Genomic DNA, 18,316 nt, shown 5'->3' on the forward strand with positions numbered 1-18,316 from the left:
AGGGAACGTACGATCGAAACGTGTCCAGTCCAGTCTCCGGTTCGGTGAACTCTTCCCGTCGCGGCCGTCGCTCCTCCACCATGGGCGGCATGCCGCTCAACGACATGCCGTGGTGGCGCTGGCGCAGCAACGTGCGCTCGGCGCTGCACATGCTCTCCGACCCCGGGTTCCACGAGACCACCTGGCTGGCCGGCCTGGAGGGGTACGGCGACGTCACCGACGCCGTCTACCGCCTGGTCGAGGACACCTGGCTCGACAACTGGTCCGCCGAGAAGTACGTCGGCTCGATCTTCCGCGACACCGGCGAGGCCGCCCTCGTCGACGTCGCCGTCCTCCGCGTGCTGCGCATCATGCACCAGGTGGGGCCGGACGCCCCGGTCTCCGCCTACCTCCAGCACCCCGGCTGGCCCGAGGCCGTACGCGCCGCCCGCGAGGCCCACGTACGCCTCGCGCTCGCCGACGGGGAGGACCCCGACACGCCCCCGCGCTCCCTCGACGTGCTGCACATCATGACGGGGTCCGTCTGACGGACAGTGGGTCACCCGGCCCGCCCGGGTATGGCAGGCTGACGGGATGACCGACCAGTACGTCCTCACCCTCTCGTGCCCCGACAAGCAGGGCATCGTGCACGCCGTGTCGAGCTACCTCTTCATCACGGGATGCAACATCGAGGACAGCCAGCAGTTCGGAGACCGCGACACCGGGCTCTTCTTCATGCGGGTCCACTTCTCGGCCGAGGCCCCGGTGAACGTCGACAAGCTGCGGGCCAGCTTCGCCGCCGTCGGCGACTCCTTCACGATGGACTGGCAGATCAACCGCGCCGACCAGCGCATGCGGATCGTCCTCATGGTGTCGAAGTTCGGCCACTGCCTGAACGACCTGCTGTTCCGCTCGCGGATCGGGGCGCTGCCCGTCGAGATCGTCGCGGTGGTGTCCAACCACACCGACTTCCAGGAACTCGTCGGCTCGTACGGGATTCCCTTCCGGCACATTCCGGTCACCAAGGACACCAAGGCGGCGGCCGAGGCGGAACTCCTCGACCTGGTCCGCGAGGAGAACGTCGAGCTGGTCGTCCTCGCCCGCTACATGCAGGTCCTCTCCGACGACCTCTGCAAGCAGCTCTCCGGGCGGATCATCAACATCCACCACTCCTTCCTCCCCAGCTTCAAGGGCGCCAAGCCCTACCACCAGGCGCACGCCCGCGGCGTGAAGCTGATCGGCGCGACCGCCCACTACGTGACGGCCGACCTCGACGAGGGCCCGATCATCGAGCAGGAGGTCGAGCGGGTGGGCCACGAGGTGACGCCGGACCAGCTGGTGGCGATCGGCCGCGACGTGGAGTGCCAGGCGCTGGCCCGCGCGGTGAAGTGGCACGCGGAACACCGCATCCTCCTCAACGGCCGCCGCACGGTCGTCTTCGCGTAGCCCCTCGTCTCGGGCCTCCGCCTTCGGCGGAGGCCGCGCCCGTCGCTACAGCCGGCTCAGGGACGCCGCTGCCGACAGGACGTCCCTGATCGCCTCGCGGTCGCCGTCCTGGCCCGCCGCCGCCTCCTGCGGCGAGATGTGGCCCGCCAGGAGCTGGCAGAACTCGACCCCGTCCATCGCCACCTGCGCCACCGCCCGGTCCGGTGAGCCGACCGCCGCCGGGGAGTCGAGCGCGATGTACCAGTGGCCGCCGCCCGCGCCCTCCACCTCCAGGTGGAGCGAGCGGCCCGGCGTGCCCGCCGTGACCAGCTCGCGGGCCGGGGCCGCGAGGCCCGTGCGGCGGCGGTTCGCCAGGGCCGCCGGAAGCAGCCGGGCCGCCAGGTCGATCATGCCGTGCAGATGAGCCCCGCTCGGCGGGGCGTACGGATAGGCCACCGCGTTCGCGATGTCGTCCGCGTGCAGCCAGCACTCGAAGGCCCGCTCAAGGAGCGAGTCCCGCAGCGGCAGCGCGAAGTCCTTGTAGGTGACGGTCAGGTCCGCCACGCCCCGGCCGGCGAACGAGACGGTACGGATCAGGGTGTGGCTCTGCTCCCGCCAGGGGCCGCGGACCGCGCGGTTCGGCGGCCGGTCGAGCCCCGTCCAGAACGCCTCCGTGCGCTCCGTCGGGGACAGCTCCGGCGTGCCGTGCCCCAGCGGGTCGTCCAGGCCGAGCGCCGTCGACACCAGGCCGTCCACGGCGAACAGATGGCCGATGACCGCCGCGACCGTCGCCTTCCGGCGCACGATCCGGTCCTCCTCGTACCACTTGAGCCGGACCGGCGCGTGCCACTCGGACTCGCCGATGTCCCGGAGCAGCGCGTCGAGCCGCGCGGTCTCCGCGTCGTACGGCGTGACCCAGTCCGGCACCGGGATGCGGGCCGGGCGCCGCCCGAGGCAGTTCTCCAGGACCCGGGACCGCAGCAGCGGGTCGAGGTCCAGGTCGCGGTCCTCGTGCAGCAGCGCCACCGCGTCCCGCAGCCGCAGCGCCTCGTCGGCGCAGGGCGCGCAGGCCGTCAGGTGGTCCTCGACGGCCCGTGTCTCGCCGGTCGAGCACGCCGAAAGCGCCCAGGCCCCGAGCAGGGACTTGAGCACCCCGTGGGTGAGGACGGGCACCTCGGGCTCGGGTTCCACCCCGGACTTCTCCTCCTCGGGCTCCTCGCCCCGGTCCGCCGCCGATGCCGCCGTCAGGTCGGCCGTCAGGTCCGCGTGGTCGTCGGCCGACCTGCGCGGTCCGGGTATCCACGGGGCGCGTGCGACGTCGTCCCCGTCGTCGCCGTTCGCCCCGGTCACAGGGCCCGTCCGTAGCCGGGGGGTCCCGCGCCGTCGGAGGTCCGGTTCGCCGAGGAGAGCAGCTGGAGTCCGAGCCGGAGGCGCCGCCGGGCCTCGTCCTCGGTGACGCCGAGGTCGGCGGCGGTCTGACGGTAGTCCCGCCGCTGGAAGTACGCCAGTTCGAGCGCGGCCCTGAGCGGGGTCGGCATGGACGTCACGATGTAGTCCGCGCGGGCGGCGACGGACGCCCGCCGCACCTTCTGCTCCAGCTCCTCCGCGGAGCCCCGGCCGGTCTCCGCGTACGCCGTGGCCTCGGCCTGCCGCAGCCGGTGGACGGCCTGCCGCTGCGTCAGCTTCGCCACCCACGAGCGCAGGTTCCCCTGCTTGGGGTCGTAGGCGTCGGGGTTCTCCCAGATGTAGCCGAAGACCTCGCGGGTGATCTGGTCGGCCGCGTCGTCGTCGTCGAGGACCCGGTGGGCGAGGTTGTGCACCAGCGCGGCGAACCGGTCGTACAGCTCGCCGAGCGCGGCGGCCTCGCCGCGCGCCAGCCGCTGCTGCATCCTGCGGTCCCAGCGCGGTGGGGTGTCCATCGCCATCCGACCCTCGCCCCTCCCGGCTGCGGCGGCTCTCCGTCTCTTCTCCAAAGTAATGCGCCGCTCCGACAACGCACGCCGGTTTGCCGCAAGTGCGCTCTTGACGCAGCAACGGATGGTAAGGAAAGCGTCATCCTCGGATCCAGGGGTTTCGCCCCGCCCCGGTGGGGCAGGCGGCGACCGTGACGACGATCGAGGTCGACGAGAACGAGTACGGATCCTGGACGGTGTTCCTCGTGCGGGGCGAGATGGACCTGGTCACCTCCCCCCGGATACGCCGCCGTGTCCACGACGCCGTGGCGGGCGGCCGCCACGACCTGGTGATCGACCTGTCCGCCGTCCGGTTCTGCGATTCCAGCGGCGTCGGGGTGCTGATCGCGGCCCGCCGGCTGCTCCGCTCCTGCGGAGGCCGGCTGCGCCTGATCCTCCCGGAGGACGACGACGGCACGGGGCACGTCGGCCGGGTGCTCGCCGCACTCGGGGTGCGGCGCCTCTTCGAGGTGTACGTGGACGTGCCGACGGCGCTCACGGAGGCGAGCGTGCCCCGCCAGGCCCGCACCGCCGCCGGCCTCAGCCCACCGGACCGAATCGCTCCCTGAGCTGGTACTTCAGCACCTTCCGCAGCGTCTCGTTGCGGGGGAGCGCCGCCACCACCTCCAGCTGCTCCGGCAGCTTGTGGACCGACAGGCCGGCCGCGCGCAGGAAGGCCGTCACCGCGGGCAGGGTCAGCGGGGCGGCCCCCGGGGGCTGTTCGACGACGGCGCAGACGCGCTCGCCGCGCTCGGCGTCCGGGAGGCCGATGACGGCGGCGTCGCCGACGTCCGGGTGCCGGTGGAGGAGGTCCTCGATCTCCTTGGCCGAGATGTTCTCTCCCTTCCGGATGATGATGTCCTTGATGCGGCCGGTCAGGACGAGATGGCCGCTCGGGGTCAGGTGTCCGACGTCGCCGGTGATGAGGAAGCCGTCCTCGTCGAAGGCGGCGGCCGTCTGCGCCGGGTCGAGATAGCCCCGGCAGACGGCCGCGCCGCGCAGCCGTACCTCCCCGCTGTCCGTGATCCGGATCTCCATGCCCTCCGGCGGCCGGCCCTCGGTGGTCGCGAGGTTCTCGGGGGTGTCGTCGGGGTCGCCCATGGTGATCATGGGGACCTCGGTCATGCCGTACCCGTGGGTGAGCTGGCAGCCCAGTTCCTTCCGGACGGCGTGGTAGATCTCGGGCGGCTTCGGCGCCCCGCCGCCGGCCAGGAGCCGCAGGGTGGGGATGACGGGTTCGCCCGGCTGTTTGCGCTGCTCGGCGAGGAACATCGCGTAGAAGGCCGTGGAGCCGCCGGCCACCGTGACGCCGTGCCGCCGGTACTCGGCGAGGGCCTCGGGCAGCGCGAACTGTTCGAACATCACGGCCGGGAAGCCGTACAGGAGCAGCATCACCGTGTAGTCGGGTCCGGCGATGTGCGCGTACGGGAAGGCCATCGAGCCGACGTCGGACGAGGTGAGCCGCAGCGCGTGGGCGAGGCAGGAGCCGCCCGCGAGCAGTGAGCGGTCGGTGTGCAGGACGCCCTTGGGGTCGGAGGTCGTGCCGGAGGTCCAGTAGATCCAGCGGACGTCGGTCCCCGAGGAGGGCGGCGGGGGGAGCACCGCCGGGTCGCCGTCGGGGAGCGATTCGGGGTCGTATGCCTCGAATATGCCGTGGGCGCCGAGCCGCCGGGCCATCTCCGCATGGTCGAATCCACGCCAAATTCCGGGGACGGCGAAGAACTCGGCCTTGGACTCGCGCAGGGCGAAGCCGACCTCCTTGTCCCGGTAGAAGGGGATCACGGGGGTCTGTACGGCTCCGATGCGGGCGAGCGCGAAGGAGAGCACGGCCGTCTCGATGCGGGTGGGCAGCTGCCAGGCGACGACGGTGCCGGGGCGCACGCCCTTGGCGTACAGCCCGGCGGCGCAGCGCTCGGCGCGCTCGCGCAGGCCCTCGAAGGTGAGGACGCGGTCCTCCTGGAGGAGGACGGGCCGGTCGGGGGTGAGGGCGGCGCGGCGTTCGACGAGCTCCCAGAGCGTGCGGGCCTCGCTCAGGGCGTGTGGGGTCTGGTCCATGCCCGTACTCCTCCTGGCTGACGTTCCGTCAGATAGTCCGGTGAGCGTAGAGGCCCGCCGCTTGTCGGTCCAGGGGTGCGCGGCTAGCCTGATGCGGAGCCCGTATCTGACGGTCCATCAGAAAATGCCATCGGAACCATGGAGGGGTCATGACGGAACTGCCCCGCATCATCAGCGTCGACGACCACGTGATCGAACCCGCCCACCTCTTCGAGACCTGGCTCCCGAAGAAGTACCGGGACCGCGGACCCCAGCCCCTCACCGCCGGCATCGGGGAGCTCGCCTACGTCGCCGGCAAGTACCAGATCACGATGGACCCCCAGGGACCGCCCACCGACTGGTGGATCTACGAGGACCTCAAGTTCCCGTACAAGCGCAACATCGCCGCCGTCGGCTTCGACCGCGACGACATGACCCTGGAGGGCATCACCCGCGAGGAGATGCGGCGCGGCTGCTGGGACCCCAAGGCCCGGCTCGCCGACATGGACCTCAACCACGTCGAGGCCTCCCTCTGCTTCCCCACCTTCCCCCGCTTCTGCGGCCAGACCTTCGCCGAGGCCCACGACAAGGAGGTCGCCCTCGCCTGCGTCCGCGCCTACAACGACTGGATGGTCGAGGAATGGTGCGGGGACAGCGGCGGGCGGCTCATTCCACTCTGCATCATCCCCCTGTGGGACATCGACCTCGCGGTCGCCGAGATCCGGCGCAACGCCGCCCGCGGCGTCAAGGCCGTCACCTTCTCCGAGATCCCCACCCATCTCGGCCTGCCGTCGATCCACTCCGGCTACTGGGACCCGTTCTTCGCCGTCTGCCAGGAGACCGGCACGGTCGTCAACATGCACATCGGGTCCAGCTCCCAGATGCCCGCCGCCTCCCCCGACGCCCCGCCCGCCGTCCAGGCCTCCCTCAGCTTCAACAACGCCATGGCCTCGATGATGGACTTCCTCTTCAGCGGCGTCCTCGTCAAGTTCCCCGCGCTCAAGCTCGCCTACAGCGAAGGCCAGATGGGCTGGATCCCCTACGCCCTCGAACGCGCCGACGACGTCTGGGAGGAGCACCGCGCCTGGGGCGGCGTCCGCGACCTCATCCCCGAGCCGCCGTCCACGTACTACTACCGGCAGATCTTCTGCTGCTTCTTCCGCGACAAGCACGGCATCGCGTCCCTGGACGTGGTGGGGCGGGACAACGCCACCTTCGAGACCGACTACCCGCACGTCGACTCCACCTTCCCGCACACCAAGGAAGTCGCCCTCGACCACGTCCGGGGCCTCGACGACGAGACGGTCTACAAGCTCATGCGCGGCAACGCCATCCGCATGCTGGACCTGGGCATCGTCTGATGGACCTCTCCTGCACGGACGAGGAGGAGGAGTTCCGGGCCCGGCTGCGCGCGTGGCTCAGCCGGGAACTCCCCGGCCTGCCGCCCCGACCCGACCCGCTCGACTGGCCCGCCAGGCGCGCCTACGACTGCGGCTGGCAGCGCAGGCTGTACGACGCCGGATACGCCGACGTGCACTGGGACGCCTCCCCGACCCAGCGGCTCATCTTCCTGGAGGAGACGGAACGCGCCGGCGCCCCCTACGTCGGCGCCAACTTCGTCGGACTCCTGCACGCCGGACCGACCGTCGCCGCCGAGGGCACGCCCGAGCAGCGGGCCCGCTGGCTGCCGCCGGTCCTGCGCGGCGACGAGGTCTGGTGCCAGGGGTTCAGCGAACCCGGCGCCGGCTCCGACCTGGCCTCGCTCCGCACGAAGGCCGTCCGGGACGGGGACGCGTACGTCGTCACCGGGCAGAAGATCTGGACCTCCCACGCGGAGGTCGCCGACTGGTGCGAACTGCTGGTACGGACGGACCCGGAAGCGCCGTCGAAACACCGGGGCATCACCTGGCTCGCGATGCCCATGGACGCCCCCGGCATCACCGTCCGGCCGCTGCGGACGCTCGCCGGCTCCACCGAGTTCGCCGAGGTCTTCCTCGACGAGGTGCGGGTGCCGGTCGAGAACCGGGTCGGCGACGAGAACGACGGCTGGCGCGTCACCATGGTCACCCTCTCCTTCGAACGCGGCACCGCGTTCGTCGGCGAGGTCGTCGCCTGCCGCCGGCTCCTCGGCGAACTCGCCCGCACCGCCCGGAAGAACGGCAGCTGGGACGACCCCGTCCTGCGCCGCCGCCTCGGCAGGCTCGCCGCCGAGTTCCAGGCCCTGTGGCGGCTCGTCCAGGCCAACGTCAGCGAGGCCCAGGCGACCGGAGGCGTGCCCGGGGCCGGCGGCTCCGTCTTCAAGCTCCACTACTCGCACGCCCGGCAGGAGCTGTACGAGGCCGCCGCCGCCGTCCTCGGCCCCGACGCGCTCGACCTCGGCCGCGACTGGACGCTCGACCGGCTGTCCTCGCTCTCCTACACGATCGCGGCCGGCACCTCCCAGATCCAGCGCAACATCGTCGCCGAGCGCATCCTCGGCCTGCCGAAGGGCCGGTGACCCCGCCATGGACTTCCGACTCACCGAGGACCAGCGGGCACTGCGCCGGGGCGTACGGGACCTCCTCGAAGGACGCTTCGGCCGGGAGGCGCTGCGGGCGGCCGTGGACGCGGGCGGTGCGCTGGACCGGGGACTGTGGCGGGAGCTCGCCGACGCCGGGTTCTTCGCGCTGCGGCTGCCGGAGGAGGAGGGCGGCGTGGGGCTCGGTCTGCCGGAGGCGGTGCTGGTGTTCGAGGAGGCGGGGCGGGCGCTGCTGCCGGGACCGCTGGTGGCCACGCACATGGCGGCGGGGTCCGTGCCGGGGGCGGCGGAGGGGACGGTGGTCGTGACGGCCGTGTCCGAGGGGCTCGTTCCCTGGCTGGACGCGGCGGACGTGGTGGTGGGCCCCGCGGGCGGGGCCGTACCCGTGCGGTCGGTGGATCCGCTGACCCCGCTGCACCGGGTGCCGGCGAAGGGGGGCGCGGAGGCGGGCGTCGAGGTCCTCCTCACCGCCGCCGAGCAGGTCGGGAGCGCCGGGCGGACCACCGAGATGGCGGTCTCGTACGCCCGGGAGCGGGAGCAGTTCGGGCAGGTGATCGGGGGGTTCCAGGCCGTCAAGCACCTCTGTGCCGGGATGCTGGTGCGGACCGAGCTCGCCCGGGCCGCCGTCCGGGCCGCCTCCCTCACCGCCGACCCCGTCGAGATCGCCGGGGCCAAGCTCCTCGCCGACGAGGCCGCGACCGGCAACGCCCGCGACTGTCTCCAGGTGCACGGCGGCATGGGTTTCACGTGGGAGGCGGACGTGCACCTGCACCTCAAGCGGGCCTGGGTGCGGTCCGAACTGCGGCTGCCGCCCGCGCGGGCGGAGGAGACGGTGGCGGCCGGCCTGTAGCTCTGCGCGCCCCTGGGGTCACGGAATGTCGATATCGGGTTGTGTCCTTCGGCGGGGCCGTCACGGCCCGGAGTCGGCCTCCGCCTCCGGTACGCTCCGTGGGATGCGAGTGCTCGTTGACCCGGATCGTCCCGGTGTCGCCCCTGAGGTGACTCCGGGCCCGGGAATGCGCGCCGCTCGCGCCCCGAGGAGGCGCCCCGCGCGCTCCTGTTCGACTCCCCGCAGCGTGCGTCGCACAGTATGGACTACACGTACTCCTTCGCGCTGGAATATGCCCGAAGCGCTTGTTGCGGTGACTGTACGTCAACCATGCTGTCTCACAAGGGAATCACGTTCCGTAAGGGCGTCGATGGCTGTGAGGCGCGAGGCGATGTGTCCGCCGGTTCGGATGGTGTGAGCGGTGCAGGTGCTTCAGGTTCAGTTGGAGGTCGGGCCGGACCCGGCAGAGGTGGGGCGGGCCCGGAGGTGGGCGCGGTCGCGGCTCGCCGGTTCGGGCATACGGGATGACGAGCCGCTGGCCGAGACGCTGGTGCTGCTCATCTCCGAGCTCGTGACCAACGCCGTGGTGCACACGGGCTGTCCGGCCGTGCTGCGGATGCTGTTCGCGGCCGAGGGCGGGGTGCGGGTCGAGGTGGCGGACGCGAGCGACCGCCCGCCGCGGCCCCGGCACGCGGAGGGCGACGACACCAACGGGCGCGGCCTGGAGCTGGTGGACGGCCTCGCGGACCGGTGGGGCTGGCAGCCCGAGGGGGCCGGGAAGAGCATCTGGTGCGAGGTGGACCGGGCGGCCCCCGTCGGGTCGCCGTCGCAGTCCTCCGTATCGCCCGGACGGGTGCGCTGTTGACGATTCGTGGCGTTTTGCCCACCCTGGGGTGAGCGATTCGCGGCGAGGGGAGCCGAGGGCCGTCGCGGTCCGGCGTGTCCGGGCACGGCCCTCGGCGAGTGCGGGTCGTGGCCGGGTGGCGCCCCCCGCAGCGCTTCGCGCGCGGGGGGACCCCCATGCGCCCGGCGCGCGCGAGCGCGCCACCACCCGTGAACCAGCGGGCGGACGAGGCTCAGAGGACGGCCACCGGTGCCACGGGCGTGCCCGTGCCGCCGACGAACGGCTCGGGCATCGCCGAGAGCAGGAACGCATGGCGCCGCTCTTGTGCACAGGCTGTGGACAGAGCTTCCAGATTCCAGTTCTGCCCCTGGAGCATGCCCATCTCGACCAGGTCGAGGGCGTGCACCGGCAGCCACAGGTCCTCGATCTCCGGCGGGAAGATCTCGAAGGTGAGGGTGTCGTTGGCGACGGCCGCGACGTCCCGGGCGTGGAACCACTCCGGGGTGCGGACCGAGAGCCCGGGGGACGGAAAAGCGTACCCGTGCCGGTCGCCCGCCAGGTACAGCTGGATCTGCCCCGTCCGTACGAGCACGACGTCGCCGGAACGGACCGTCACACCGGCGAAGTCGGCGGCCTCGTCGAGGTCCTCGGGGGTGACGGCGTGGTCGCCGGGCAGCCGGTCGAGTCCCTTGGCGGCGGCCACGTCGAGCAGTACCCCACGGCTGACGACGTGCCGGGCCGTGTGGATGCCGCTGAACTCGGAACGGCCGTGCGGGGTGATGGTGGCGGCCGGGCGGCCGTTGTAGATGCGGCCCGAATGGGAGGCGTGCGTCAGGGCGTCCCAGTGCGTGCCGGCCTGTAGGCCGAGGGTCACGGCGTCGTCGCTGGTGGCGACCGTGCCCGGGCCGAAGAGCTCCTGGTTGACCTGGACCATGACGTGCAGCGGGTTGACCCGGCCGGGGATCATGCCGGTCTGGACGCCGTCCTGCTTGAGGTCGACGGCGAGCGGGACGCGACGGCCGGTGCGGACGGTGGCGACGGCCTCCCGTACCACCTCGTCCGTGACGAGGTTCAGGGTGCCGATCTCGTCGTCCTGGCCCCAACGGCCCCAGTTGTTGACGCGCTTGGCGATCTCGTGGAATGCGGCGGGCAGAGACATCCGGGGCCTCCGGGGTCTTGTTTTCCGGTATCTGACGGACCGTAGAATCCTGACGACGAATGAATCTAACGGACCGTCAGAAAGTGCGGGAGGGGCCGGACGTGGGGAACTTCTTGACTGGCAAGGTCGTCGCCGTCACGGGCGCGGGGCGGGGCATCGGCCGCGCCGTCGCCCTCGCGTGCGCGGCGCAGGGCGCGAAGGTCGTCGTCAACGACTACGGCGTGTCGATCGAGGGCGGCGAGCCGACCTCCGAGATCGCGCTCTCCGTGGTGAAGGAGATCGAGGCGGCGGGCGGCGCGGCCGTCGCCGTCGCCGACGACATCTCCACGATGACCGGCGGGCAGCGGGTCGTCGACACCGCCCTCGCCGAGTACGGGCGCCTCGACGGCGTCGTGTGCGTGGCGGGCATCCTGCGCGAGCGGATGCTCTTCAACATGTCCGAGGAGGAGTGGGACCCGGTCGTCGCGACCCACCTGAAAGGCACGTTCACCGTCTTCCGGGCGGCCTCGGCGGTGATGCGCCGCCAGGGGAGCGGAACCCTCATCGGCTTCACGAGCGGCAACCACCAGGGGTCGGTGGCCCAGGCCAACTACTCCGCCGCGAAGGGCGGGATCATCTCCCTCGTACGGTCGGCGGCCCTCGGCCTCCACAAGTACGGCGTGACCGCCAACGCGGTGGCGCCCGTGGCGCGGACCCGCATGTCCGCGAACGTCCCCATGGAACTCAAGGAGATCGGCGAGCCGGAGGACGTGGCGGCGCTCGTCGTCTACCTGCTCTCCGAGCGGGCCCGCGAAGAGAAGATCACCGGCCAGGTCTACACGATCGCCGGCCCGAAGATCGCCGTCTGGGCGCAGCCCAGGGAACTGCGCGCCGGATACGCCGAGGGCGGCGCGTGGACCCCCGAACGGATCGCGGACTTCCTGCCCGGGACGGTCGGCACCGACCCGATGCCGATGCTGGCGCGACTCGAAGAGATGGCCCGGGCCGCGGCCGCCGGCGACCGCCCCAACGCGAGCAAGGAGAACGGCTCATGAGAGGCGTCGTGTTCGACGGGGAGCGGGTCCGGGTCGTCGACGACCTGGAGGTGCGGGACCCCGGCCCCGGCGAGGTGCTCGTCGGCATCGCGGCCGCCGGGCTCTGCCACAGCGACCTGTCCGTCGTCGACGGCACCATCCCCTTCCCGCCGCCCGTCGTCCTCGGGCACGAGGGCGCGGGCGTGGTCGAGGCCGTCGGCCCCGGAGTCACCCACGTCGCCCCCGGCGACCACGTGGCCCTCTCCACCCTCGCGAACTGCGGCGCGTGCGCCGACTGCGACCGGGGGCGGCCCACGATGTGCCGGAAGGCCATCGGGATGCCCGGGCAGCCCTTCTCACGGGGCGGGAAGCCGCTCTACCAGTTCGCCTCCAACTCGTCCTTCGCCGAGCGGACCGTCGTCAAAGCCGTCCAGGCGGTGAAGATCCCCCAGGACATCCCGCTGACCTCCGCCGCCCTCATGGGCTGCGGCGTCCTCACCGGCGTCGGAGCCGTCCTGAACCGGGCCAAGGTCGGCCGGGGCGAGACCGTCGTCGTCATCGGCACCGGCGGGATCGGGCTCAACGTCCTCCAGGGCGCCCGGATCGCGGGCGCGCCGACGATCGTGGCCGTGGACACGAACCCGGCCAAGGAAGAGGTCGCCCGGTTGTTCGGCGCGAACCACTTCCTGACCTCGGCGGACGGCGTACGGGAGATCCTGCCGACCGGCGCGGACCACGTCTTCGAATGCGTGGGCCACACCGGCCTGGTCCGCACCGCCATCGACCTCCTGGACCGGCACGGCCAGGCGGTCCTCCTCGGCATGACGTCGCCGAAGGCGGAGGCGAGTTTCCCGCCGGCCGCGATGTTCCTCGACAAGTCGATCCTGGGCTGCCGCTACGGCTCGTCCCGCCCCCAACGCGACATCCCGCTGTACGCGGAGCTGTACCGGTCCGGGGCGCTGCTGCTGGACGAGCTGGTGACGACGACGTACGGGGTGGAGGACTTCGAGAAGGCGGCGGCGGACGCGAAGTCGGGCAAGGTGGCCCGGGGGGTCCTGACGTTCTGACCCCCGGGCCGGGCGGCGGGCGGCGGGGGTCAGGCGGCGGGGTCCGTCACACCTCCGTGGCCCAGACGTGTTCGTACCAGTCCGTGCCGCCGTTCGACGCCTGGTGTCCCGGGTCCTTCTTCCACTCGCTCTTCGTCACCTTGAACCGCGCCCCCGGCATCAGCAGGACCTCCGCCTCCGTCCCCTGGTACTGGTGGAAGGGGTCGATGTCCCGCCCGTACTTCCCGGTGAGTTCCAGCTCCAGCAGGATCCGGTGCGTCTTCGTGCCGGACACCTTCTGGCCGCGCATGAAGTCCATGCCCACGTCCTCCTGCCGGCTCGTGCTGTCGAAGGAGCTCGTGAAGACGGAGCCCGGCCGGTAGGCCAGCGCGGCCTGCTTGCCGAGCTGGTAGGGCATCTCGTCGCCACCGAGGTTCCAGTCGCCCCGGTACACGGTGCCGGTCACGGGAGGCAGATGGTTCAGCGCCTCCATGGTCATGTCGGCGTGCGCCTTGAGTTCCTCGAACAGCGGGGGCGCGAGGACGTCGATCCGCGGGTTGATGACGGCCATCGCCGCCGCCTTGGCCGTGGCGTCGGTGCCCCGCGCGGCGGCGAGCTGCGGCCCGATGACCGGGTCCTCGTCGAGCGTGGGCAGGTGCTCGTGGTCGGGGTCCTGCGCCGCCCACCGCAGCTGGCCCTTGATCTGGCTCATCGAGATGGCCTCGGCGCCGGCGGTGGCCAGGCCGACCATGCCGTACGGCGCGTATCCCTCGGGCAGCAGCCGGCTGCGCACCACCGAGTTGATCATCTGGTGGGCGCCGCCGGTGTACGCCATGAGCGCGCTGGCGTGCGCGGGCTTGAACGTCTCCGCGACGGCCTCCGTCGAGGCGCCGCCGTTGTCGGCCTTCCACTGGGCGATGCGCGGCGTGGGCGTCGTGTCGCCGGCGACGAAGGCGGCGTACTTGGTCGTCACGTCCGCGGCGGTGCCCGCCCCGGGTTCCATGAAGCCGCTCGCCGCGGGGTCGGTCGCGCGTGCCTTGCGGGACTCCTCCAGGTACAGGTTCTCGTGCGGGAACTGGCCGTTCTCGCAGACGTGCTGGCGCAGTTCGACCTCCGTGAAGGGGGCGATGTGCTGGTACATCAGCGCCGCGCCCTTGCCGGCCGTGGCCGCGGACTCGCCCGGTCCCTTGATCCCGGCGGCCCAGGAGCCGCGCAGGATCTCGTACAGCGAGTGGTCCCAGGACGGCAGCATCCAGCCCATCACGGCCATCCGGTAGTCGAAGGCGTCGACCCCGGGCACGTTGATCCACTGGAAGGTCTTGAGCATCCGGGTCGTGGTGCCGGACATGCCGGCGACGGTCGGGATGCCGCGGGCGGCGTTCGCCTGCGGCCAGGACTCGTTCTGCTGGATCTCCCAGTAGGCGGCGCCTTCGTTCCAGGGCAGCTTGTCGTCCATGCCGGGCTTGCCGACGAACTTCAGCTCGCGGTCGCTGAGCGGGGCGCCCCGGTTCACGTAGTCGCGGGGGGTCTTGCGGTGGGCCTCCTTGTCGGCCTCGCTCCGCTCCTTGCGCGGACCCTGGCTGTTGATCATTTCGAGGGTGTCGCCGACGAAGGTCTCCGACTCCGACTGCCACAGCAGGTTGCCCAGCGCGTAGGGGTCCTTCTCGTAGTTGTAGCCCTTGCCCGCGAGGTTGGCCGCGCTCCACAGGGCCGGCCGGGTCCAGCCGTTGAGGAAGTCGGTGTGCTTCTTCACCTCGTCCTGGTTCAGGCCGAGGCTGCCGGCGAGCTTGGGCTTGGGCCCGATGATGTTGTTGAGGATGCCCTTGACGGAGAGTTCGGCGTCCTTGTTGTAGTAGGCGGCGTTGTAGACGGCCGTGATCAGTTCGCGGACGTTGCCGTCGCGGGAGAAGAAGGCATTGATCTCGGCGGTGGTCATGTCGACGCCGACCTGCCCGGCGCTCGTCTTGTCGTCCTTGAAGAACGACTTGTTGGCGAGCGCGGGGTCCTTGCGTTCGGCCTTGGCGTAGTTGATGAGCAGCTGCTTGAGCCGGTTCACGGTCTTGCGCGCGGCGTCGAGCGCCTTCGGGTGGTTGAAGGCGTACGCGCCAAGACGCTGCTCGAACCTGGCGGCGGCCGCCGCCCAGTCCGCGTGCCCGTAGTACTCGGCGTGGTCGAAGGGCGCGTCGCCACCGGCGCGCTGGACGGCGATCTCCCCGCCGGCGTGTACGGCAGGGGCCGGCGCCCGCTGCACGTGCGCCGCGTCCGGCCCGCCCTCGGCGCGCTGCACGGGCGCCGCCGAGGTGGGCACGGAGCCGGACATGACGCGGCGGGCGTTCGCCTCCGCCTCGCGTTCGAAGCGGTCGGAGGGGTCCGAGACGCTGAGCCCGGAGCCGTTGTCGGTGCCCGAGACGGGCCCCTGGCGCTGCTGGATGACGTGGGTCAGCTCGTGGGCCAGGGTGTGCCGGTCCGCGCCGCCGCGGCCGACGACCACATGGCTGCCCGAGGTGTACGCCCGCGCGCCGATCTCCGCCGCCGAGGCCTGCGCGGCGGCGCCGGTGTGGAGGCGGACGTCGGAGAAGTCCGCGCCGAGCCGGCTCTCCATCTCGGTGCGGGTGCCGGCGTCGAGGGGGCGGCCCGGGGCGCGCAGCACGTCGTGGACGGTGGAGCGCTGCACGGGCTGCCCGGCGTGGTCGTGGTGCCGGTGGCCGGGGCCGGGGTGGTGGTGGCCGGGGCCGTGGAGGTCGTGGCCGGGGCCGTGGGGTTCGTGCTCCGCGCCCGGCGCGTGTTCCTCCTGGGCTCCGGGGTGTCCGGCCCGGCGGAGCATCTGGACGACGGCCGCGTTGCCGACGGCGCCCTGCAGCGCGAGGAGGCCGGGGGGCGATGCCTGGCCCGTGGCCCGGGGCCGGTGCTCCGGGGCCTTGGGCTTCCGTTCCTCGGCAGCACGTGCCCGCTCTTCGGCTTGCATACGACCTCTTCCTGGGCGAGCAGTCGACTCCTTCCTGCGTACCCGGTGCGCGGGCGGCCCGGCCATGTACGGGAGGGCAGAAAGGAGGCAACGCGCGGGCCCCCGGGGGCCCGCCGGGCGGCCGGACGGGTCAGGAGGCGGAGTCCGCGGACGGGACGGCGGTGCTCGTGCGGAAGGTGCGCCGGTAGGACGTCGGGGTCACGCCGATCGCGCTCATCAGATGCACCCGCAGCGACTGGGCGGTGCCGAAGCCCGCGTCCTGGGCCACCCGGTCGACGGGCAGTCCGGTGGACTCCAGGAGGTGCCGGGCGCGCTCGACGCGCTGCTGGGTGAGCCACTGGCCGGGGCTGATGCCGACCTCGTCGCGGAAGCGGCGGGTGAACGTCCGTACGCTCATCGCCTCCTTCTCGGCCAGGTCCCGCAGCTGGATCGGCTCGTGGAGGTGGGCCAGCGCCCAGGCCCGCGCGGTCGTCGTGGTGTGGGTGCCGGCCTCCGGGAGGGGCCGCTCGATGTACTGGGCCTGGCCGCCGTCCCGGTGGGGCGGTACGACGGTCCTGCGGGCGACGTCGTTGGCGATCGCCGTGCCGTGGTCGCGGCGCACGATGTGCAGGCACAGGTCGATCCCGGCGGCCACTCCCGCCGAGGTGAGGACGTCGCCGTCGTCGACGAACAGCACGTCGGCGTCGACCCGTACGCGCGGGAAGAGGCGCTGGAAGTGCTCGGCGGAGGCCCAGTGGGTGGTGGCCGGGCGGCCGTCGAGGTACCCGGCGGCGGCGAGCACGAAGCCGCCGGTGCAGATGGAGACCAGCCGGGTGCCGGGCCGTATGTGTCCGAGGGCGGCGGCCAGCTCCTCGGTGAGCCTGCCCTCGTCGTAGACCGGGCCGAGCTCGTACGAGGCGGGGACGACGACGGTGTCGGCGGCGGCCAGCGCCTCGGGGCCGTGCTCGACGTGGATCGAGAAGTCGGCGTCCGTCGGGACCGGTCCGGCGGCCGTCGCGCAGGTGACGATCTCGTACAGCGGGCGGCCCGTGGCGTCCTTGGCGCGGCCGAAGATGCGGTGCGGGATGCCGAGTTCGAAGGGGAGGAGGCCGGGCAGCGCGAGCACGGCGACGCGGTGCGGGGGCGGGGCGGGCGATGATGGCACGGGCGGCGTCGGCACGGGCGGTGCTCCCTCCGGGGTGGGTCGAAATTCGGTGGTGGTGTAGACCACGTGGTGGTAGGTCTTGCTCTCCGTGACGGACAACACGTACAAGTCTGAGGCCACCGGGCGGATTCCCGCCGCGGTCGAGCCGCCCGCACTGTGGAACCGTAACTTCCGACTCTTCTTCGTCGCCCGGGGCGTCGCCGTCTTCGGCGAGGGCATGGTCCCGGTCGCCTTCGCCGCCGGACTCCTCGGCGCCGGGCACTCCGGCGCCACCGTCGGGTACGCGCTCGGCGGCTGGACCGCCGCGTTCGCGCTCTTCGTCCTCTTCGGCGGCGTCCTCGCCGACCGGTTCACCGCCCGCCGCATGATGATCCTCGCCGATCTGCTGCGGCTGCCCGGCGCGGCCGTCCTCGCCGTCTCCTTCACGCTCGGCGGCCCGCCGCTCTGGGCCGTGTACGCCCTCTCCGTCCTCAGCGGCGTCGGCGCCGCCCTCTTCCAGCCGGGCGTCGCCTCCACCATCCCCCGCATCGCCCCCGACGTGCAGCGCGCCAACGCCGTCCTGCGGGTCGTCGAAGCGCTCATGACCATGGCGGGCCCGGCCGCCGCCGGTGTCCTCGTCGCCGTGTGGAACGCGGGCGCGGCCTTCGCCGTCAACGGCGCCACGTTCGCCGTCAGCGCCCTCTGCCTCGCCCTCATGCGCATCGCGCCGCTCCCCTCCGACTCACTGCGGCGCGACTCGCTCGGCGCGGAACTCGTCTGCGGGTGGCGGGAGTTCAGGGCGCGCAGCTGGCTCTGGGGCGTGATCTCCATCTGGACGGTGTACGGGCTGACCGTCGCGGGACCCATGGTGCCGCTCACCGCGAGCCTGGTCACCGAGGACCACGGCTCGGCCGCCTACGGGGTGCTCATGGCCGTGGGCGGCGCGGGCAGCGCCGTCGGCGGACTGCTCGCCCTGCGGCTGCGCCCCCGCACCCCCCTCGCGGCCGGCGCGGTCGCCCTCCTCGGCCTGCCCGTGAACCTCGTCCTGCTCGGCCTCGGCGCGCCCGTGGCGGTGCTCGGCGCGGGCCAGTTCATCGGCGGCGCCGCCTTCGCGTTCTGGCTGGTGATGTGGTCGACCGCCGTCCAGACGCACGTACCGCAGGAGGCCCTGAACCGGATGCACGCCTACGACGTGGCCGGCTCGCTGCTGATGATGGGTGTCGGCCGCACCCTGTCGGGGCCGGTGGCGGCGGTGGTCGGCACGGAGGAGGTGCTGCTGGTGGGGGCGGGGATCGCGGTGCTGGTGGTGGCCGCGCTGCTGTCCGTACGCCCGATCAGGACGCTGCCGAGGGTGTGACCGGCACGGGCAGGGTGTCCCGATCCGTTCGAAACCTGTCGTCCCGGCCAATGGCCGGTCCCGCGGGCGGAC

General features: G+C 72.4%; 16 protein-coding genes. 10 read left to right on the forward strand and 6 right to left on the reverse strand.

Annotation, left to right across the window (positions count from 1 at the left end; translation table 11 throughout):
- The first annotated feature begins 80 nt into the window (after nt 1-80).
- Complete coding sequence (locus tag DEJ43_RS21145) at nt 81-527, forward strand: SCO4402 family protein (RefSeq protein ID WP_015035423.1); 447 nt, start codon at nt 81-83, stop codon at nt 525-527.
- Between the two features lie 46 nt (nt 528-573).
- On the forward strand, nt 574-1,425 hold the full coding sequence (gene purU, locus DEJ43_RS21150) for a formyltetrahydrofolate deformylase (protein WP_015035424.1): 852 nt from the start codon (nt 574-576) through the stop codon (nt 1,423-1,425).
- Nucleotides 1,426-1,470: 45 nt separating this feature from the next.
- Here purU and DEJ43_RS21155 read toward each other — a convergent pair whose 3' ends face one another.
- Together DEJ43_RS21155 and DEJ43_RS21160 are read right to left on the reverse strand one after the other, a co-directional pair.
- On the reverse strand, nt 1,471-2,754 hold the full coding sequence (locus tag DEJ43_RS21155; protein WP_015035425.1) for a DinB family protein: 1,284 nt from the start codon (nt 2,752-2,754) through the stop codon (nt 1,471-1,473).
- Complete coding sequence (locus tag DEJ43_RS21160) at nt 2,751-3,329, reverse strand: sigma-70 family RNA polymerase sigma factor (protein ID WP_015035426.1); 579 nt, start codon at nt 3,327-3,329, stop codon at nt 2,751-2,753. The genes DEJ43_RS21155 and DEJ43_RS21160 overlap by 4 nt, the downstream gene beginning before the upstream one ends.
- A gap of 179 nt (nt 3,330-3,508) precedes the next feature.
- Here DEJ43_RS21160 and DEJ43_RS21165 point away from each other — a divergent pair, with 179 nt between their 5' ends.
- A complete protein-coding gene (locus DEJ43_RS21165; protein WP_051026130.1) occupies nt 3,509-3,925 on the forward strand; it encodes an STAS domain-containing protein in 417 nt (138 codons plus the stop codon).
- Here DEJ43_RS21165 and DEJ43_RS21170 read toward each other — a convergent pair.
- Entirely contained in the window at nt 3,897-5,411 is a 1,515-nt protein-coding gene (locus DEJ43_RS21170; RefSeq protein ID WP_015035428.1) for a class I adenylate-forming enzyme family protein, read from the reverse strand. The two genes, DEJ43_RS21165 and DEJ43_RS21170, sit on opposite strands and share 29 nt — an antisense overlap.
- A 149-nt stretch (nt 5,412-5,560) precedes the next feature.
- Here DEJ43_RS21170 and DEJ43_RS21175 point away from each other — a divergent pair, with 149 nt between their 5' ends.
- From DEJ43_RS21175 to DEJ43_RS21195, 4 genes are all read left to right on the forward strand, one after another.
- Complete coding sequence (locus tag DEJ43_RS21175; protein ID WP_015035429.1) at nt 5,561-6,751, forward strand: amidohydrolase family protein; 1,191 nt, start codon at nt 5,561-5,563, stop codon at nt 6,749-6,751.
- Complete coding sequence (locus DEJ43_RS21180; RefSeq protein WP_015035430.1) at nt 6,751-7,887, forward strand: acyl-CoA dehydrogenase; 1,137 nt, start codon at nt 6,751-6,753, stop codon at nt 7,885-7,887. Before DEJ43_RS21175 ends, DEJ43_RS21180 begins: the two co-directional genes overlap by 1 nt.
- 7 nt (nt 7,888-7,894) lie before the next feature.
- On the forward strand, nt 7,895-8,758 hold the full coding sequence (locus tag DEJ43_RS21185; protein WP_015035431.1) for an acyl-CoA dehydrogenase family protein: 864 nt from the start codon (nt 7,895-7,897) through the stop codon (nt 8,756-8,758).
- A gap of 400 nt (nt 8,759-9,158) precedes the next feature.
- Nucleotides 9,159-9,602: an ATP-binding protein gene (locus DEJ43_RS21195; RefSeq protein WP_015035432.1), complete on the forward strand. Its 444-nt coding sequence runs from the start codon at nt 9,159-9,161 to the stop codon at nt 9,600-9,602.
- Nucleotides 9,603-9,813: 211 nt separating this feature from the next.
- On the opposite strand, the gene DEJ43_RS21200 is transcribed toward DEJ43_RS21195, so the two are convergent.
- Nucleotides 9,814-10,740 carry a cyclase family protein gene (locus tag DEJ43_RS21200; protein WP_015035433.1) on the reverse strand — a complete coding sequence of 309 codons (927 nt, stop codon included), beginning with the start codon at nt 10,738-10,740 and terminating at the stop codon, nt 9,814-9,816.
- Between the two features lie 101 nt (nt 10,741-10,841).
- On the opposite strand from DEJ43_RS21200, the gene DEJ43_RS21205 reads away from it, so the two are divergent.
- A complete protein-coding gene (locus DEJ43_RS21205) occupies nt 10,842-11,774 on the forward strand; it encodes an SDR family oxidoreductase (protein WP_015035434.1) in 933 nt (310 codons plus the stop codon).
- A complete protein-coding gene (locus DEJ43_RS21210) occupies nt 11,771-12,820 on the forward strand; it encodes a Zn-dependent alcohol dehydrogenase (protein ID WP_015035435.1) in 1,050 nt (349 codons plus the stop codon). Before DEJ43_RS21205 ends, DEJ43_RS21210 begins: the two co-directional genes overlap by 4 nt.
- A 46-nt stretch (nt 12,821-12,866) precedes the next feature.
- Here DEJ43_RS21210 and DEJ43_RS38795 read toward each other — a convergent pair whose 3' ends face one another.
- Nucleotides 12,867-15,764, reverse strand: coding sequence for an eCIS core domain-containing protein (locus tag DEJ43_RS38795; RefSeq protein WP_015035436.1), 2,898 nt, complete (start codon nt 15,762-15,764; stop codon nt 12,867-12,869).
- Between the two features lie 130 nt (nt 15,765-15,894).
- Nucleotides 15,895-16,923, reverse strand: coding sequence for a GlxA family transcriptional regulator (locus DEJ43_RS21220; RefSeq protein WP_015035437.1), 1,029 nt, complete (start codon nt 16,921-16,923; stop codon nt 15,895-15,897).
- Between the two features lie 112 nt (nt 16,924-17,035).
- Between DEJ43_RS21220 and DEJ43_RS21225 the strand changes: the two genes are divergently transcribed.
- Nucleotides 17,036-18,244 carry an MFS transporter gene (locus DEJ43_RS21225; protein WP_106433870.1) on the forward strand — a complete coding sequence of 403 codons (1,209 nt, stop codon included), beginning with the start codon at nt 17,036-17,038 and terminating at the stop codon, nt 18,242-18,244.
- Nucleotides 18,245-18,316: the final 72 nt, after the last annotated feature.

It is taken from the genome of Streptomyces venezuelae ATCC 10712, from assembly GCF_008639165.1.
GTDB classification, from domain to species: domain Bacteria; phylum Actinomycetota; class Actinomycetes; order Streptomycetales; family Streptomycetaceae; genus Streptomyces; species Streptomyces venezuelae.

Bases quoted from the DNA above. Each gene is read 5' to 3' on its own strand.
- DEJ43_RS21180 (WP_015035430.1), top strand. From the start codon at position 6,751: ATGGACCTCTCCTGCACGGACGAGGAGGAGGAGTTCCGGGCCCGGCTG.
- DEJ43_RS21200 (WP_015035433.1), bottom strand. From the start codon at position 10,740: ATGTCTCTGCCCGCCGCATTCCACGAGATCGCCAAGCGCGTCAACAAC.
- DEJ43_RS21175 (WP_015035429.1), top strand. From the start codon at position 5,561: ATGACGGAACTGCCCCGCATCATCAGCGTCGACGACCACGTGATCGAA.
- purU (WP_015035424.1), top strand. From the start codon at position 574: ATGACCGACCAGTACGTCCTCACCCTCTCGTGCCCCGACAAGCAGGGC.
- DEJ43_RS21210 (WP_015035435.1), top strand. From the start codon at position 11,771: ATGAGAGGCGTCGTGTTCGACGGGGAGCGGGTCCGGGTCGTCGACGAC.
- DEJ43_RS21170 (WP_015035428.1), bottom strand. From the start codon at position 5,411: ATGGACCAGACCCCACACGCCCTGAGCGAGGCCCGCACGCTCTGGGAG.
- DEJ43_RS21145 (WP_015035423.1), top strand. From the start codon at position 81: ATGGGCGGCATGCCGCTCAACGACATGCCGTGGTGGCGCTGGCGCAGC.
- DEJ43_RS21160 (WP_015035426.1), bottom strand. From the start codon at position 3,329: ATGGCGATGGACACCCCACCGCGCTGGGACCGCAGGATGCAGCAGCGG.
- DEJ43_RS38795 (WP_015035436.1), bottom strand. From the start codon at position 15,764: ATGCAAGCCGAAGAGCGGGCACGTGCTGCCGAGGAACGGAAGCCCAAG.
- DEJ43_RS21185 (WP_015035431.1), top strand. From the start codon at position 7,895: ATGGACTTCCGACTCACCGAGGACCAGCGGGCACTGCGCCGGGGCGTA.